Genomic DNA, 14,653 nt, shown 5'->3' on the forward strand with positions numbered 1-14,653 from the left:
ATTATTCACAGCAATATATAACAATTTTGATAATGCTATCAGGCTTTTTTAACAAACTTAGCGGTTACCATCATTTCACCAACGCCATCAACTTTACAGTCTAATTCGTGGTCTTTCTTATCTAACACGCGGCGTATCACAGCTTTGGTGCCTATTTTAATTACTTGTGAGCTACCTTTAATTTTTAAATCTTTCGCAACAGTCACTTTGTCGCCATCAGCTAATAAAGTGCCGTTAGCATCTTTCACATTGATCATATCATCGGTATCAACCGCATTAGGATCCCACTCATGAGCGCATTCTGGGCATACTAAATTGTTTTGATCTTCATACACGTATTCAGAGTTACATTGTGGGCAAGGAGGAAAAGACATAAATGGCACCATGGTTGATTTTAAAAGGGTATTTTAATGGCTAAGAGTAAACTATGCGAGCACAAGGCATATATTTTATGGCTCAGACGTTTCGAGCGTTTTGGTAATAGAGAATATTCCTCTTAGATCACCAAGCCGATAGCCTGTGGCTAAATCATTTGGGTAATGTTCGCTAAGCGCTTGCTTTACTTCTGGCGCAATTGTTTGGCCATGACAATTGAGGCAAACTGGCGCGACTTTTATCGCTTTAGCAAAGCGAAATTGACCATCTTTATTGGTTGAAAAAGTCACATTGTCGATGCTTTCTGTATTTCTGATCATATCGAGTAGCTGAGCGATTTTTTCAGCTTCCCAGTCATCAGGCTGATTATTTGGATTACGGTTTTTAGTACTTTTACGCGCTACCGTCCAACCATCAGTTGATAAGCTCTCGGCAATGGCCGGAGCTTGCATTTTACACACGTTAATTCCTTCAACTAAACCGCCTTGTTTTATTGCGGCTCCCAATGCTGATTTGAGCGTCGTGGCAAATTCAGTTGCTCGCTCCGCTGCTTGAGTTTCTAGAGTCGCTGATTTTGTTTCAGCATAAATACTAGGTGAAAGTAACGCAGTAAAAATCAAAATTGTTCTGAAGGAAAGCATAGTAAAACCTTACATTAGATATATCTAATATAGTAGTTTGTTTTTACTTTACATGCCAATTTAGATTCTTTGCACAAAGCCTGCTGGAGTGTTGTTGCTAAATTGGTTAAGGTGAAGAAAATATCTTGAGAACAAAAAAATGAAAAAACTAATTTATATCGCCGCTTTGTTATTCTCTGCCCTGACATTTGCAGGTACCGCTCCATACAGTGGAGAGATAAGTCGTGATGACTTACTTAAAGACTACTCTGCGTTTAATGAAGAGTACGATGAATACTCACCGAGCGAAGAAGAGTTAAGCACTATAAAAGCACTGCAAGGTAAGCAGGTTTTGGTGTTCTTGGGCACTTGGTGTCATGACTCAAAACGTGAAGTGCCTCGATTTTTGAAACTTCTCGATACTGCAAAGGTGCAGTTAGGTTCACTTAAACTAGTGGCCGTTGGCTACGACAAGCTAGACCCTGCAGGGTTAGCAAAACAGCACGACTTAATGTATACGCCAACCATTATTGTCAGCGATGGTGAAAAAGAGCTTTCCCGTATGATCGAAAAGCCAAAACAAAGCTTGGCAGTGGACCTTACGCAACCGGGTCAAACGCTATAAAATCATCAATAGATAAGGGCATTGATATTAAGTAACCTTGAATATAATCAATGCCTTTATCACTCACCAACTGCCATTGCTCTGAGCTTTCGACCCCTTCTGCAGTAATCGTTAAATCAAGTTGATGGGCTAAATCACTCATCGTTTGTAAAAATAAACCATCTCGTGGGTTATCAACGCAGTTACAAATAAAGGCACGGTCAATCTTAACGTTATCTAGTGGAAACTGCTGAATCGACGACAGTGATGAATAACCCGTTCCAAAGTCATCGAGTGATAAATCAAAACCAACTAACTTAAGCTCATGCATCAGATTTATTGCGTATTGGGTATTTTGAAATAGGGCGGATTCGGTGATCTCAAGATTAATTTTTTGATTAGCCGGAAATAGCTTAGCTTTTTCTTTACTCAGTCGTTTAACTAAATGCACATCAGAGAACTGCTTACGCGATAGGTTTATCGACATTTTGATATAAATGTTGTTATCAACCATGCGATGGCAATCTTCAGCAACCTTAGCAACAATCCAACGAGATAATAAATTAATGAGCTCTGATTGCTCAGCGATGGCAATAAACTCAACAGGTGACACAAAGCCTCGAACAGGGTGCTGCCAACGTACAAGCGCTTCACAGCCAATCAGTGTACCATCTAGAGTGTTTACAATTGGCTGATACACCATACTTAGCTGCTCGTTGGCCGCAAGCGCATGGCGTAGATCACTTTCGAGGTTACTTTGTGCGATAAGCTTATCTTTTAGAGATTGGCTATAAACTGTGAACGGTTTTTGTGTGCTAGGGCATTCATTCATCGCAATGAGAGCTGTATTGATTTGCTCAGCCGCATCGATGTTTTGTAAGTGTGGATAGCCCACGCCAATGTATAAATGGTAAAAATGAGCGCTACCAGCGGTTTCAATAATACCCCCGACCTGATGCTGTAATTTGTCTAATAGAGCGGCAAGCTTTTCATCAAAAATGGCTTCTTTTAGTAATATTAAAAAACAGCCAGGTTTTATATGAGCGCAAAACGCTTGATTTAAGTCAGAAAATTCAATTAGCCGGTTAGCTATCGTTGTTTGTAGTTCATTTAAGTAATCTTGACCGTAAATATCTTCTAATTGACGATAGCCTTTGATCTCGGCACACAATAAAGTAAGGCCGCTACTGTACTGGTCTTCAGGGCATAAACTAGCTATATATTTTTCGCTGTAATGGCGATTGGCAAGGCCAGTGACTGAGTCAAAATGTGCTTGCTGGTAAAGCTCATGTTGGCGTTGTTTTTCAGCACTTATGTCTTTAATCGTACCAACCAAGGTGTTAGTTTTAGGGTTCCATTCAGCGTGCTCATGAAACCAGCGTTTTTCTCCGTTGAGTTTAATCGTGTACTCAATTTCAGTTGGGCTACTAGGCTTAGTATGAATAAAATTTAAAAATGAATTTTTATAAAAGCTATCGATTTTTTTACAGACATCAGTAATTGATTGCGCTTTGCTTTGTTCTTTGAATAGCGATTTAGCTTGTGATGATAATTGCCTAATGCTTTTATCAGCCGACAGATGCCAACTGCCTACGCCACTGAGTGACTGAGCTTGTTTTAATTCAAGTGCCTGTTCAGACAGCTCTAAGGTTTGCTTTTGCACAAGTTTTTCGAGGTTTTGCTCATGCTCACGTAACCGAAAAGTAATCGTAATCAAATAGCAGCTAACCGATGAAAGTAACAGAGCAATAAGTAATAATACTAAAAATTCAATATGCGCCCGATACGCAAACTCGTCTTTAATACCCACAACCCATTGCTGATTTTCAACATCGAAGTTGTAGGTCGACCAGTGGCTTTGCTCAAAACCGTGGTTATTTAAAAGCGGCACGTAGCTATTCGTTGTTTTTTGCCAAACTTCATAGAGGTGAGAGGGGGAGGTGCTCTCAGGGCTCAAATTTGCAATAAATTCTGGAAAGCGCAGCACCGCGATTGCAAACCCCCAAAACTCATTTTGATCAAAAATTGGTAATCGAGCGACTAATCCTTGACCACCCTGAGATAACTCTTTAGGTCCATCGATTCGCATTTTTTGAGTATCAATGGCTGTTTGTAAAGACTCTTGAATACTTTGCATCTTGAATAAATCGACACCAATCACACTCTCGTGACTGGTTAGCGGGTAGCTGTATTGAATTACCCCTTTTGGTGCGAGTTGAATAGTTTGGCTACCATCACTATGAGTTAATATCTCTGTGGCAAGGGTTTCGAATTCAGTTTGCGTATATGCAAAGTCACGCATTGCGGCGCGAACAAGGTAGGGGCCAAGGAGTGCGTTATCGAGGGCTTTTTCAAGTTTATTGCTGTAACTGTTAAGTGCTGCACTTAGCTCAATCTCATGCATTTCTTGTCTATCGTAAAACACTTTTAGTGCGATCGCCGAAAACAAGCAGAAACTGAGAAAAAAAGAAGTAAATAACAACGAAAAATATGTAATATTACGCAATGGCGTCCCTGAATTGAGTGGGTATTTAAGTACTAAGCTCGTTTTTAAAAATACTAGTTTAGGGTTAACTGATTGTCTAGCGAAGAGCTAGAATTTTAGTTGAATTTTTAGCAAGTTAAAAAAATAATTGTACCTAAATACAATGAATTGCAAGCACAAGTAAGATTAAACACTATGTACCAAGCCGTTATAAAAGCGATAGATGCAGCGAATGCTGTCGATCCAAATCGTGTAAAACAAGATGATCAAGAGCTAGCAAAAGAGTCACTATACGCAATGCGTATGACCGACATGCTAAACCGTTTCAACCCACAAGCCGATGAGTTGATGCGCATTGCCGCACGGGGTCAACATATTGAGCGTTGGCGCTCTCCTCGCAGTGATTTTCCTATGGGTAAGCAAGGTTATTATCAATGGCGTACTGCTTTATATGACTTTCATGCCCAGCGTGTAACAGCCCTTATGAAAACGGCGGGTTACGCGCCGAAAGAATGTGAGCGTGTATACGCAGCCGTTGCTAAAAAGAACATAAAACGAAACCCCGATAGCCAATTGATTGAAGACATTGCAAGCCTTGTTTTTATTGAACATTACATGCTTGATTTTGCAAGTAGTAAGCCTGATTACGATGAACAAAAATGGTTGGGTATTATTCGTAAAACATGGCAAAAAATGTCAAACGAAGCACATGACTTTGTATTAGCTGGTAACATCAGCTTACCTGAGCCGCTTAAACCGTTAATTACAAAAGCGCTAAATTAATTATGAAACAAGGATGTACTATGTTTTGCCCGCGTACTAAAACAGCCCTTGAAGCAGTGAGCATTGGCGACGTTAACGTGTATTTATCAAAAAGCGGTGGCGTATTTTTTGATAACCGACAAATATTTCACTTTAGCGATCCGAATTTAAAACCCGCGCAAGTGCTGGTGGCTCATTTACAAACCCTGCCAACAGAATGTGTTGATTTAGCGAAGCGAATTAATTGTCCGAATTGCCCTGATGTAGTGATGATGCGACGCTTTTTCACGCCACTAAAAGTGGTTGAAATAGACGAATGTCCAAATTGTGCTGCTATTTGGCTTGATCATGGTGAGCTTGAAAAGATCCATGAAAATCATTTAACGCCAAAAGAACGTGAAATGCTGCGTATTGATATGGCCAATAATCATGGTTTTATTCAAGTTAAAATCCCAAAAAGGCGCTACTCAGTTCATGCTGAAAAGCCGGAGTCTAATGCAACGTCATCATTAGAAAAACTAGCAGAACTTGCGTATTTATCGATTTTGAATGACTGAAAATAAGAAGCCTGTACCAACTAATATACAGGCTCTATTAGTTATTAAGTGTTAAAGCTTAACCAGCATTTTTCCTTTATTTTTACCTTCGAACAGGCCAAGAAATGCATCTACGGCATTTTCGATGCCATGGTATACCGTTTCTTCAGATTTAACTTTGCCTTCGCCGATCCACGCGCCCATTTGTTCAATAAACTCAGGGAACTGATCAAAGTAATCAATCACGATAAAGCCTTGCATGGTGAGCTTTTTATCTTGCTTTAAATCGTTAAAAATTACTGGTTATTTATTTTTATTTCGGTTCTTTTGTTTGTTTTTTTTATGATTTTTTTGATGGTCTTTATTGCTGGTGTAAGGTTATTAAAGTTTTAAATGGTTTTACAAAAGGAATTGCTGTGAATATAAGTCATAACAGGGTTGTTTTATATTTTATGCTAATATTCGCTACTTTGTTTATTTATACATCGCTAGTAGTTATGTTAAATGATATTGAACAAAAAGGGCCTAAGATAAAACTGCTAAACTCTCAGTCTGTTCATGAGCTTAGTCTAATTCTAAGTTTGCTTTCGCAACTAAACTCGGATGAGTTGAGCCAAAATAACGACCGCGCATCACCCAACTCGAACATTACTAAGCTTGATAATATCTGCGATGCAATTTTAAAAAATAATAAAGCTGACTTATTAAAAACGTTAGGACTATTGTTTGATACAGACAACGGCCTTGCCTTGTCGCCTGAGCTTGCCGATATTTATGGCTATCAAATTAGTGGCAGTGCCGACAACCCCATTATTAGCGCTAAATAATTATTAAAATATAAGGTCAATAGTGTGAAAAAATTAGTGGTGTTTATGAGCGTGTTACTGGCCTGTTTGTTTACAACAAGTTGCACTACAGTACTCGATAAGGCCCATGGTTATCGTGGGCCCATCGTTGTGACGATTGAAACCGAAGATGGCTCAGTGTCGGAGTTTCCTTTTTTAATAGAGTCTGTGTACACAGAGTCGTGTGGTCATAGTAGCTGTGGCATAGACTCCGGTTATAGATATCTAAAAACGAGCTATGCCAATGAGCCAATCACCTTCCCGCGGGAGCGGTTAGACCTATTGCAAGCTAATGCATACGCAACAATTCTTTTTAAAGTTACTCATCCTAATTATCACTACATCGTCTTTACTCGAGGTTTTGCGCCCACCGATGCTGATGACCCCATTTATGTAACGTTTACTGTTAAGCCCTTTGCTGAACAAATGAATAAAGTAACTGGCTGGGCGACTGGTTATAAACAAGACATGCAAAAATTTACACCAGATAGCAGAGAATTTAAAAAAGCAGATATTAGGTATCGCCAAGCGCGTTTTAATTTAGGACAGATGATTGCAAGGCATATCACGTTGACTAAAACGGTTTACTTACCCCATTTTTCAGAAAGCATGCAACAACGTGTGATTGAAAAGTATCAACCTATTTTTAAAGCGTGGTATTACGGCGTACCTGAAACAGATTGTTGGAATAAGATGACTTGTCAGGAGCATATTTTAAACCCAAGGGAAGTTGAATATGAAGGATTATAAGCGCAAGGTGGTAGTGCAATTTTATTGTGTATTACTGGCCTGCTTTTTTACCACAGGTTGTGATTTTTTATTTGATGAAGCGCATGGTTATCGTGGGCCCATCGTTGTGACGATTAAAACAGAAGATGGCTCAGTGCCAGAATTCCCTTTTTTGATAAAGTCGGCCTATTCAGAATCGTGCGGTCACAGTAGTTGTGGTATTGAATTTGGTTATAAATATTTTAAAGCAGCCTATGCCAATGAGCCAATTACCTTCCCGCGTGAGCGGTTAGACTTATTGCAACCTAATGCCTACGCATCCATAGAGTTTACTGTGACCCACCCGAATTATCACCAAGGCGCGTTTCCACGAGGTTTTCCGCCTACCGATGCAGATGACCCCATTTATGTAACGTTTACTGTTAAGCCGTTTGCTGAACAAATGAACAAAGTGGCTGGCTGGGCGGAAGGCCCTAAACAAGACATGCAAAAATTCGCACCTGATAGTAGAGAGTTTAAAAAAGCAGATATTAGGTATCGCCAAGCGCGTTTTAATTTAGGGCAGATGATTGCAAGGCATATCACGTTGACTAAAACGGTTTACTTGCCTCATTTTTCAAAACGCATGCAACAACGTGTAATTGAAAAGTATCAACCTATTTTTAAAGCGTGGTATTACGGCGTACCTGAAACAGATTGTTGGGATATGGTTAAATGCAGAAAGCAAATTTTAAAACCAAGGAAGTCCGAGTATGAAGGTTTGTAAGCGCAAGGTGGTGCTTGTATCGGCAATCGTATTTTTTAAACTTGCTTAATAAGAAGCCTGTACCAACTAAGATACAGGCTTTATTAGTTATTAACGTTAAAGTTTAACCAGCATTTTTCCTTTATTTTTACCTTCGAACAGGCCAAGAAATGCATCTACGGCATTTTCGATGCCATGGTATACCGTTTCTTCAGATTTAACTTTGCCTTCGCCGATCCACGCGCCCATTTGTTCAATAAACTCAGGGAACTGATCAAAGTAATCAATCACGATAAAGCCTTGCATGGTGAGCTTTTTCGAGTTGATATAAAAGAGGTTGCTTGGCCCTGGCTGTGCAGTGTCGTTATTGTAACCTGAGATCATGCCACAAACAGGAATACGGCCGTAATCGTTCATTACATTGAGTGCTGCTTCAAGGTGATCGCCACCTACGTTTTCAAAGTACACATCAATGCCTTGCGGTGCCGCTTGTTCAAGAGCTTCTGTTAGGTTTGCTACCGTTTTATAGTTAATTACGGCATCAACACCCAATGCTTTAACCATTTGTGCTTTTTCGTCAGAGCCAACCGAAGCAATCACTTTACAGCCTTTTAGCTTAGCAATTTGGCAAACAACGCTACCTACAGCGCCTGATGCAGCTGAAACAAACACGGTGTCAGTTTCTTTTAGGCTAATTACCTTTGTTAAACCTGCCCATGCAGTTAGCCCAGTCATGCCCATAGTACTTAAAAATAGTTGGTCTGGTAGTGGCACGTTAGGTAGTAACGTTAAGTCGCTGCCATCACTAATGTGCATGGTACGCCAGCCGCTAATATGGCTTACTTTGCTCCCTACAGGAAAGTCATCATTGCGTGATTCAATCACTTCGCCGATAGCACCGGCTTCCATCACTTCGTTTAAGTTAAATGGCGCGATATATGATTTACGATCGATCATGCGTGGGCGCATATAAGGGTCAACTGACATCCAGGTATTTTTAATTAACACTTCGCCGTCGTTCAAATCAGGTAGTGATACTTCTACCTGCGAAAAATTAGCCTGTGTTGGTACACCTGTTGGGCGTGAAACTAAATGAATTTGTTGACTTGTCGTCATATAAACCTCGGATCTGCTAGATTAGAATCAATTACTGAACTGTGCAAAACATTTGCGCGCAAACTATTTGCGATCAATTTAATGATCTTTACTATAAAAGGCAATAGATCGTCGTAAAATAATTTGCGCGCAAACTAAATTAAGGCAATAATACGGCTGTATTTCAGTTTAGGGTAGCAGCATGAGCAACAACTTATCAGACAATGTATGTTTCACTTTATACAGTGCAACCAATGCGTTGATCAGAGCGTTTCGACCAATCCTCGAAGCTTATGACTTAACCTATCCACAATATATTGTGATGCATTCGCTTTGGTATAATAACCAAGTGAGTTTAAAAGCGCTTTCTCATGACACGCACCTCGATTCTGGCACCTTAACACCGATAGTGAAGCGCTTAGAGGCAAAAGGTTTATTGACGCGTCAGGTATCAAGTGAAGATGAGCGTAAAAAAGTAATTTCGTTAACAGAGCAGGGCATGCAACTTAAAGTTGATGCTGAAGAATTAACGGCTAAGTTAATGGCACGCTCAAATATGAGTTTGGAGCGAATCGAGTTATTACGCGAGTTAACCCTTGAGCTGCACACTGACCTTACAAAAACGGACCTTACAAAAGGCTAATCTTCTAATAAACACACTAAAGTGCCTTCAATAGCGCGAACATACGCATAATGTTGGGCGTCTTTTTTAGTGGGCGGGCATAATGGCTCTGCACCAGCAAGCACAGCTTTATCGTAACTTTCGACTAAATTATGGCAGCTGAATCTTAGCTCAAAACCAAGTGCAGGCTGCTTAGGATGGGCGCGAATATACCCTTGCTTGAAGTATGATTGCGCATGCGGGTGGGTTGCAAAAGCAAGTTTTACAGATCCTGTAACAAGTTCACCGTACTCGGCATCGTCACTGATATGGTTGGTATTTAAACCAAATGCTTGATAGTAAAAGTCGAGTACTTCTTCTACGTTATCGACGTAAATAACCTGACTTAAAAAGACCATTTATGCTGCTCTATTTATTGTTCGTTTATTAAATAAAGCATAGTTTTAGCAATAAAAAAACCTTGTAAGTCATACTCACAAGGTTTTTTTAATACTTAATGCTTACGTAGAAATTACGACTTGTTGCGGTTCTCTTTCGCAAATGCACGAATTTTACGTTTTTGCGATAAAGTCACCTTATTGGTGCGACCTGCGTATGGGTTATCGCCTTCTCTAAATTCAATTTTGATTGGCGTACCCATAATACCTAATGCTTTACGGTAGTAGTTCATTAGGTAGCGTTTGTAGCTATCTGGTAAGTCGTGAACTTGGTTACCGTGGATCACGATACGTGGTGGGTTATAACCACCTGCGTGAGCATACTTAAGTTTCACACGACGACCACGAACAAGTGGCGGTTGGTGATCAGCTTGTGCCATATCCATGATACGACGCAGCATCGCTGTGCTAATACGCTTAGTTGCTGACTCGTACGCTTCGTCTACCGACTCAAATAAGTGACCTACACCTGTGCCATGTAAAGCAGAAATAAAGTGTAAACGTGCGAAATCGATGAAACCTAAACGACGGTCAAGCTCTGACTTAATACGTTCTTTAACGTAATCATCAAGGCCGTCCCATTTGTTAACAGCAACAACTAATGAACGACCTGCGTTTAAGGCAAAGCCTAGTAAGCTTAAGTCTTGATCAGAAATACCTTCGCGAGCATCAACCACTAGTAATACCACGTTAGCGTCTTCAATCGCTTTAAGAGTTTTGATCACAGAGAACTTTTCTACAACATCGCTTACTTTCTTACGCTTACGAACACCTGCGGTATCAATAAGAATGTACTCTTTGTCGTTACGTGTCATCGGAATGTAGATTGAATCACGGGTTGTACCCGGCATATCGTAAACGATTACACGTTCTTCACCTAAGATACGGTTGGTAAGTGTTGACTTACCAACGTTAGGGCGACCGATAATAGCAAGCTTTACTGGCTTATCTGCAAAGGCTTGCTGGTTGTCTTCGCCTTCTTCATCTTCGCTGTAAAGATCAATAAGTTCGTCATCACTTTCTTCAAGCTCTTCAGCTTCGCCTGCAAGTTCTGCAATAACTGGCTGTAAGGTTGTTTCAAGTAGCTGCGTGATACCACGGCCGTGAGCTGCTGCAATGTGATGTACGTCGCCTAAGCTTAGTTGGTAGAACTCAGCACAGTATGAGTCTGCATCAATGCCATCCACTTTGTTTGCAACAACAAAACATTTCTTCTGTTGTTTACGTAGGTGATTAGCAATCGCTTGGTCAGCGGCGGTCATACCTGCACGGGCATCAACTAAAAATAGCACGATATCGGCTTCTTCAATCGCTAGTAGCGATTGCTCAGCCATTTCGGTTTCGATACCATGCTCAGAACCGTCAATACCACCCGTGTCTACCACGATAAATTCATAGCCATCGTAATCAGCTTGGCCATATTTTCTATCTCGTGTTAAGCCTGGAAAGTCGGCTACGAGGGCGTCACGAGTACGTGTTAAACGGTTAAATAATGTGGATTTGCCCACATTGGGTCGCCCAACAAGAGCGATCACGGGAAGCATAAACTACCTCTTAAAAAAACAACAAAAGGCTTCGCCAAGCGAAGCCTTAGAAAAATAACGTTTACTATTAGTAAGTTAGTTTGGAATTTTAACCGCGCTAACTTCACCATCTCGGGTGTATAAAATTAACTTGTCACCGGCAACAACTGGCTCAATAAAGAAACCTGAGCTGTCAAAGTCTTCGCGCGATACAAGCTCGCCCGTTTCTTTGTCTAACCAGTGTAGGTTACCTTCTTGGTCACCCATTGCTAAATACTTACCAGCCACGGTAGGGCCTGTTAAGTACCAGCCGCGTAGTGCCGGTTGGCTCCAACGCTCAATACCTGATGTTTTATCTAGACCGTAAACAACACCATCGCTATCAACAACATAGATAGATTGGCTATCCATCGATAAATCACGGTAGCTGCTGTACTCACGTTTCCAAACAACATTACCAGAACGAATATCAACGGCTGCTAAGTTACCATTATAGGCGATTGCATAAGCATATGGACCGCTAATTAATGCTTGTGTATCTACATCAACCAAACGTTCAAACTCAGACGCGCCTTTTGGAGAAGCAATTTCAGCACTCCACGCAGAGTAACCATTTTCAGAAATTAATACGCTTAATTTACCTGTTTCAAGACCTAGTAATACACCACCGTTGGCTACAGTAGGTGAACTTTGACCACGTAACGTTAGTGGTGGCACTTCTTGTTCAAAGCTCCAACGCTCTTCACCTGTATCTGGGTGTACAGCTAATAATTTACCTGAGCCTAGGTTTACAAAAATTAGGCCGTCGCCTGCAGCTGGTTTAGAAAGTACTTCGCCTGGCATCGTTTTACGCCAAACGATTTCACCTGTTTCACGGTCAAGAGCAGTTAAGTAACCATGCTCAGAACCAACGAAAATTTTGCCGTAAGCTTGTAAAATACCGCCCGATAGCTTGGCACTTTCTGTGGTTTCCCAAGGCCAAAAGGCTGGGTTTTCACGCACATCGGTTTGCCATAGCGTATCGCCATTTTCAAGCGATAGGGCTTCAACTTCACCTTCGCGGTTTGCTACATACACAACATCGTTATGAATAGCCGGTGTTAAGCGCGAGAAATAGTGCTGAACACCATCACCGATTGATTCTTGCCAAACAACTTCTGTCTCAAATTGATTAACAATTTCAGGCAATACCAGTTCTTCTTCGTCATCACTTGACGAACACCCAGTCAGGGTTGCGATACACAGAGCAAGTGTTGCCGCTGTTAACTTCTTCATCTTAACCCCTTACGCCGCTGGGCTAGTTTGTGCTAAGTCATCAAGTTTAATTTGTAATAACGGATTGTTTTCAAGGCCGCCATTATCAGCAGCAGCTTGGTATTGGCTGCGAGCTTGGTCTTTGTCGCCTTGTGCAGCATAAACATCGCCTTTTAATTCAGCGACTGCAGCAGCAAATGATGCTGGAAGCTGGGCGTTCAGCGTTGTTAGCGCTTGCTCATATTGCTTTTGTGCAAGGTGAACACGAGCAAGGCGCGTTGTTGCCGTTGCTTTAAGCTCAGGGTTTTGCTCGTTGGTGATGATCCAGTTAAGCTTTTCGCTTGCTGCATCAAGGTCATTCTTTTCAACGGCTTCTTTCGCTGCTACAAATGCTGTTAGCGTGCTGTAGCTTGACTCGCCATTGTCTTTAATAAACGTATCCGCTTTTTCTAGCACGGCACCGCTTTCAACAAGTTGTGTGAAAGAGTCAGATGCTTTCTCAGCTGTGGTGATTTGGTTTTGGTTATAAGCTTTCCAACCATATAAACCACCTAAACCTGCAACAATACCAATTGCAAGTGCTAAACCATTTTCACGGAAAAAGCGTTTGATCGCTTCTTCTTGTTGTTCTTCTGTTGAATAAATTTCCATGCTTACCTCTGTTGCTAACTGGGCTTAAATAAGCTCAGCTAGTAGCGTTTTCGCTTCTTCTAATTTTAAGGTGACTTGTTCTTTACGCTCACGTAAGTACTTAATAGTCACAACGCCTTGTTCTAATTCATCTTCGCCGATAATAACCGCCACGAGAGCATCGCTTTTATCTGCGCGTTTTAATTGCTTTTTAAAGTTGCCACCGCCTGCGTGCACCATAACACGTAGACCTGCAACATCTTTACGTAATTGAGCGGCAATGATAGGCGCTTGAATGCTGGCTTTATCGCCCATGGCTGCCAAATATACATCAGCACTACGGCGGATGTCACCTACACTTTCTAGTGCTTGAAGTAATAACACTAAACGCTCAAGACCCATTGCAAAACCTACCGCTGGTGTTGCTTTACCGCCTAGTTGTTCAACTAGACCATCGTAACGACCACCGGCACAAACGGTTCCTTGTGCGCCTAGGCTATCGGTTACCCACTCAAAAACGGTGCGGTTATAATAGTCAAGGCCACGTACAAGCTTTTCATTTACCGTGTATTCGACGCCTGCAGCGTCTAAACGTTCACATAAATTTTCAAAATGTTCTTTTGATTCAGCGTCTAAGTGCTCAGATAGTTTAGGCGCATCAGTTAAAATAGCTTGTACATCAGGGTTTTTGCTATCTAACACACGTAAAGGATTAGTGTGCATACGACGCTTAGAGTCTTCATCAAGTACATCGACGTGTTGCTCTAAGTAAGCAACAAGTGCATCACGGTAGTCTGCACGTGCTTCATTTGAACCTAATGAGTTAAGCTCAAGACGAACGTGTTCACTGATACCAAACTCTTTCCATAATTGGGCTGTCAGCAAAATAACTTCTGCATCAATATCGGCAGTGGCAATGCCGAATGTTTCTAAACCAAATTGGTGGAATTGGCGGTAACGACCTTTTTGCGGACGCTCGTGACGGAACATCGGGCCCATGTACCATAAACGTTGTTCTTGGTTATACAGTAAACCGTTTTGATTACCTGCACGCACACACACTGCGGTACCTTCAGGGCGAAGAGTTAAGTTATCGCCATTACGGTCAGCAAATGTGTACATTTCTTTTTCTACGATATCGGTTACTTCACCGATAGAGCGCTTGAATAGGTCGGTTGATTCAACAATTGGAAAACGAATTTCTTGATAACCAAACGATGAAACTGTTTCACGTAAAATGTCTTCTACTTTCTGCCAAATTTGCGTATCGCCTGGCAGACAATCGTTCATACCACGAACTGCCTGAATTTGTTTTGCCACTGATAAATCCTAAATACTGTACTTGCGCTGAAAAAATCGCGCCTCAAGAAAAACTAAAAATTGACCCGCTA

Annotated in this window: 17 protein-coding genes; 7 read left to right on the forward strand and 10 right to left on the reverse strand. The window is 41.2% G+C overall.

Annotated features, from left to right (window positions below; genetic code table 11):
* Positions 1–38: 38 nt before the first annotated feature.
* Entirely contained in the window at positions 39–374 is a 336-nt protein-coding gene (locus MTF66_RS02320; protein WP_217877343.1) for a zinc ribbon domain-containing protein YjdM, read from the reverse strand.
* A gap of 75 nt (positions 375–449) precedes the next feature.
* Positions 450–1,016: a DUF3365 domain-containing protein gene (locus MTF66_RS02325; RefSeq protein ID WP_248526227.1), complete on the reverse strand. Its 567-nt coding sequence runs from the start codon at positions 1,014–1,016 to the stop codon at positions 450–452.
* A 139-nt stretch (positions 1,017–1,155) separates the two neighbouring features.
* Between MTF66_RS02325 and MTF66_RS02330 the strand changes: the two genes are divergently transcribed.
* Positions 1,156–1,620: a thioredoxin gene (locus tag MTF66_RS02330; protein WP_248526228.1), complete on the forward strand. Its 465-nt coding sequence runs from the start codon at positions 1,156–1,158 to the stop codon at positions 1,618–1,620.
* On the opposite strand, the gene MTF66_RS02335 is transcribed toward MTF66_RS02330, so the two are convergent.
* Positions 1,595–4,024 carry an EAL domain-containing protein gene (locus MTF66_RS02335; RefSeq protein WP_248526229.1) on the reverse strand — a complete coding sequence of 810 codons (2,430 nt, stop codon included), beginning with the start codon at positions 4,022–4,024 and terminating at the stop codon, positions 1,595–1,597. The two genes, MTF66_RS02330 and MTF66_RS02335, sit on opposite strands and share 26 nt — an antisense overlap.
* Positions 4,025–4,279: 255 nt before the next feature.
* On the opposite strand from MTF66_RS02335, the gene MTF66_RS02340 reads away from it, so the two are divergent.
* Together MTF66_RS02340 and MTF66_RS02345 are read left to right on the forward strand one after the other, a co-directional pair.
* On the forward strand, positions 4,280–4,867 hold the full coding sequence (locus MTF66_RS02340; protein ID WP_248526230.1) for a DUF4202 domain-containing protein: 588 nt from the start codon (positions 4,280–4,282) through the stop codon (positions 4,865–4,867).
* A 20-nt stretch (positions 4,868–4,887) separates the two neighbouring features.
* Complete coding sequence (locus MTF66_RS02345; protein WP_062565869.1) at positions 4,888–5,403, forward strand: zf-TFIIB domain-containing protein; 516 nt, start codon at positions 4,888–4,890, stop codon at positions 5,401–5,403.
* Between the two features lie 51 nt (positions 5,404–5,454).
* On the opposite strand, the gene MTF66_RS02350 is transcribed toward MTF66_RS02345, so the two are convergent.
* Positions 5,455–5,643: a hypothetical protein gene (locus MTF66_RS02350; RefSeq protein WP_248526231.1), complete on the reverse strand. Its 189-nt coding sequence runs from the start codon at positions 5,641–5,643 to the stop codon at positions 5,455–5,457.
* A gap of 236 nt (positions 5,644–5,879) precedes the next feature.
* Here MTF66_RS02350 and MTF66_RS02355 point away from each other — a divergent pair, with 236 nt between their 5' ends.
* Genes MTF66_RS02355 through MTF66_RS02365 form a run of 3 tightly spaced genes read left to right on the forward strand, consistent with a single transcriptional unit; the run spans position 5,880 to position 7,722 of the window.
* The gene (locus tag MTF66_RS02355) at positions 5,880–6,209 is read left to right on the forward strand and encodes a hypothetical protein (RefSeq protein WP_248526232.1); all 330 of its coding nucleotides are present in this window, start codon (positions 5,880–5,882) and stop codon (positions 6,207–6,209) included.
* 24 nt (positions 6,210–6,233) lie between these two features.
* A complete protein-coding gene (locus tag MTF66_RS02360; RefSeq protein ID WP_248526233.1) occupies positions 6,234–6,977 on the forward strand; it encodes a hypothetical protein in 744 nt (247 codons plus the stop codon).
* The gene (locus MTF66_RS02365) at positions 6,964–7,722 is read left to right on the forward strand and encodes a hypothetical protein (protein WP_248526234.1); all 759 of its coding nucleotides are present in this window, start codon (positions 6,964–6,966) and stop codon (positions 7,720–7,722) included. Before MTF66_RS02360 ends, MTF66_RS02365 begins: the two co-directional genes overlap by 14 nt.
* 96 nt (positions 7,723–7,818) lie before the next feature.
* Here MTF66_RS02365 and MTF66_RS02370 read toward each other — a convergent pair whose 3' ends face one another.
* Positions 7,819–8,817 (reverse strand): NADP-dependent oxidoreductase, encoded by a 999-nt coding sequence (locus tag MTF66_RS02370; RefSeq protein ID WP_248526235.1) that lies wholly within the window; start codon positions 8,815–8,817, stop codon positions 7,819–7,821.
* 181 nt (positions 8,818–8,998) lie between these two features.
* Between MTF66_RS02370 and MTF66_RS02375 the strand changes: the two genes are divergently transcribed.
* Positions 8,999–9,439, forward strand: coding sequence for a MarR family winged helix-turn-helix transcriptional regulator (locus MTF66_RS02375; RefSeq protein WP_248526236.1), 441 nt, complete (start codon positions 8,999–9,001; stop codon positions 9,437–9,439).
* On the opposite strand, the gene MTF66_RS02380 is transcribed toward MTF66_RS02375, so the two are convergent.
* The 5 genes from MTF66_RS02380 to hisS form a co-directional block, all read right to left on the reverse strand.
* The gene (locus MTF66_RS02380) at positions 9,436–9,816 is read right to left on the reverse strand and encodes a VOC family protein (RefSeq protein WP_055022061.1); all 381 of its coding nucleotides are present in this window, start codon (positions 9,814–9,816) and stop codon (positions 9,436–9,438) included. The two genes, MTF66_RS02375 and MTF66_RS02380, sit on opposite strands and share 4 nt — an antisense overlap.
* 113 nt (positions 9,817–9,929) lie before the next feature.
* Positions 9,930–11,399, reverse strand: coding sequence for a ribosome biogenesis GTPase Der (gene der, locus MTF66_RS02385; RefSeq protein WP_248526237.1), 1,470 nt, complete (start codon positions 11,397–11,399; stop codon positions 9,930–9,932).
* Positions 11,400–11,474: 75 nt separating this feature from the next.
* The gene (bamB, locus tag MTF66_RS02390; RefSeq protein WP_248526238.1) at positions 11,475–12,653 is read right to left on the reverse strand and encodes an outer membrane protein assembly factor BamB; all 1,179 of its coding nucleotides are present in this window, start codon (positions 12,651–12,653) and stop codon (positions 11,475–11,477) included.
* A 9-nt stretch (positions 12,654–12,662) separates the two neighbouring features.
* Positions 12,663–13,283, reverse strand: coding sequence for a tetratricopeptide repeat protein (locus MTF66_RS02395; RefSeq protein WP_055022059.1), 621 nt, complete (start codon positions 13,281–13,283; stop codon positions 12,663–12,665).
* Positions 13,284–13,307: 24 nt separating this feature from the next.
* Positions 13,308–14,582 (reverse strand): histidine--tRNA ligase, encoded by a 1,275-nt coding sequence (gene hisS / locus MTF66_RS02400; RefSeq protein WP_058584526.1) that lies wholly within the window; start codon positions 14,580–14,582, stop codon positions 13,308–13,310.
* Positions 14,583–14,653: the final 71 nt, after the last annotated feature.

The organism is Pseudoalteromonas sp. 2CM39R, from assembly GCF_023161845.1.

What these genes read in the sequence shown, in the direction of transcription:
- MTF66_RS02320 (WP_217877343.1), bottom strand. Translation starts at nt 374, where the DNA reads ATGTCTTTTCCTCCTTGCCCACAATGTAACTCTGAATACGTGTATGAA.
- MTF66_RS02325 (WP_248526227.1), bottom strand. Translation starts at nt 1,016, where the DNA reads ATGCTTTCCTTCAGAACAATTTTGATTTTTACTGCGTTACTTTCACCT.
- MTF66_RS02330 (WP_248526228.1), top strand. Translation starts at nt 1,156, where the DNA reads ATGAAAAAACTAATTTATATCGCCGCTTTGTTATTCTCTGCCCTGACA.
- MTF66_RS02340 (WP_248526230.1), top strand. Translation starts at nt 4,280, where the DNA reads ATGTACCAAGCCGTTATAAAAGCGATAGATGCAGCGAATGCTGTCGAT.
- MTF66_RS02345 (WP_062565869.1), top strand. Translation starts at nt 4,888, where the DNA reads ATGTTTTGCCCGCGTACTAAAACAGCCCTTGAAGCAGTGAGCATTGGC.
- MTF66_RS02350 (WP_248526231.1), bottom strand. Translation starts at nt 5,643, where the DNA reads ATGCAAGGCTTTATCGTGATTGATTACTTTGATCAGTTCCCTGAGTTT.
- MTF66_RS02355 (WP_248526232.1), top strand. Translation starts at nt 5,880, where the DNA reads ATGTTAAATGATATTGAACAAAAAGGGCCTAAGATAAAACTGCTAAAC.
- MTF66_RS02365 (WP_248526234.1), top strand. Translation starts at nt 6,964, where the DNA reads ATGAAGGATTATAAGCGCAAGGTGGTAGTGCAATTTTATTGTGTATTA.
- MTF66_RS02370 (WP_248526235.1), bottom strand. Translation starts at nt 8,817, where the DNA reads ATGACGACAAGTCAACAAATTCATTTAGTTTCACGCCCAACAGGTGTA.
- MTF66_RS02375 (WP_248526236.1), top strand. Translation starts at nt 8,999, where the DNA reads ATGAGCAACAACTTATCAGACAATGTATGTTTCACTTTATACAGTGCA.
- MTF66_RS02380 (WP_055022061.1), bottom strand. Translation starts at nt 9,816, where the DNA reads ATGGTCTTTTTAAGTCAGGTTATTTACGTCGATAACGTAGAAGAAGTA.
- der (WP_248526237.1), bottom strand. Translation starts at nt 11,399, where the DNA reads ATGCTTCCCGTGATCGCTCTTGTTGGGCGACCCAATGTGGGCAAATCC.
- bamB (WP_248526238.1), bottom strand. Translation starts at nt 12,653, where the DNA reads ATGAAGAAGTTAACAGCGGCAACACTTGCTCTGTGTATCGCAACCCTG.
- MTF66_RS02395 (WP_055022059.1), bottom strand. Translation starts at nt 13,283, where the DNA reads ATGGAAATTTATTCAACAGAAGAACAACAAGAAGAAGCGATCAAACGC.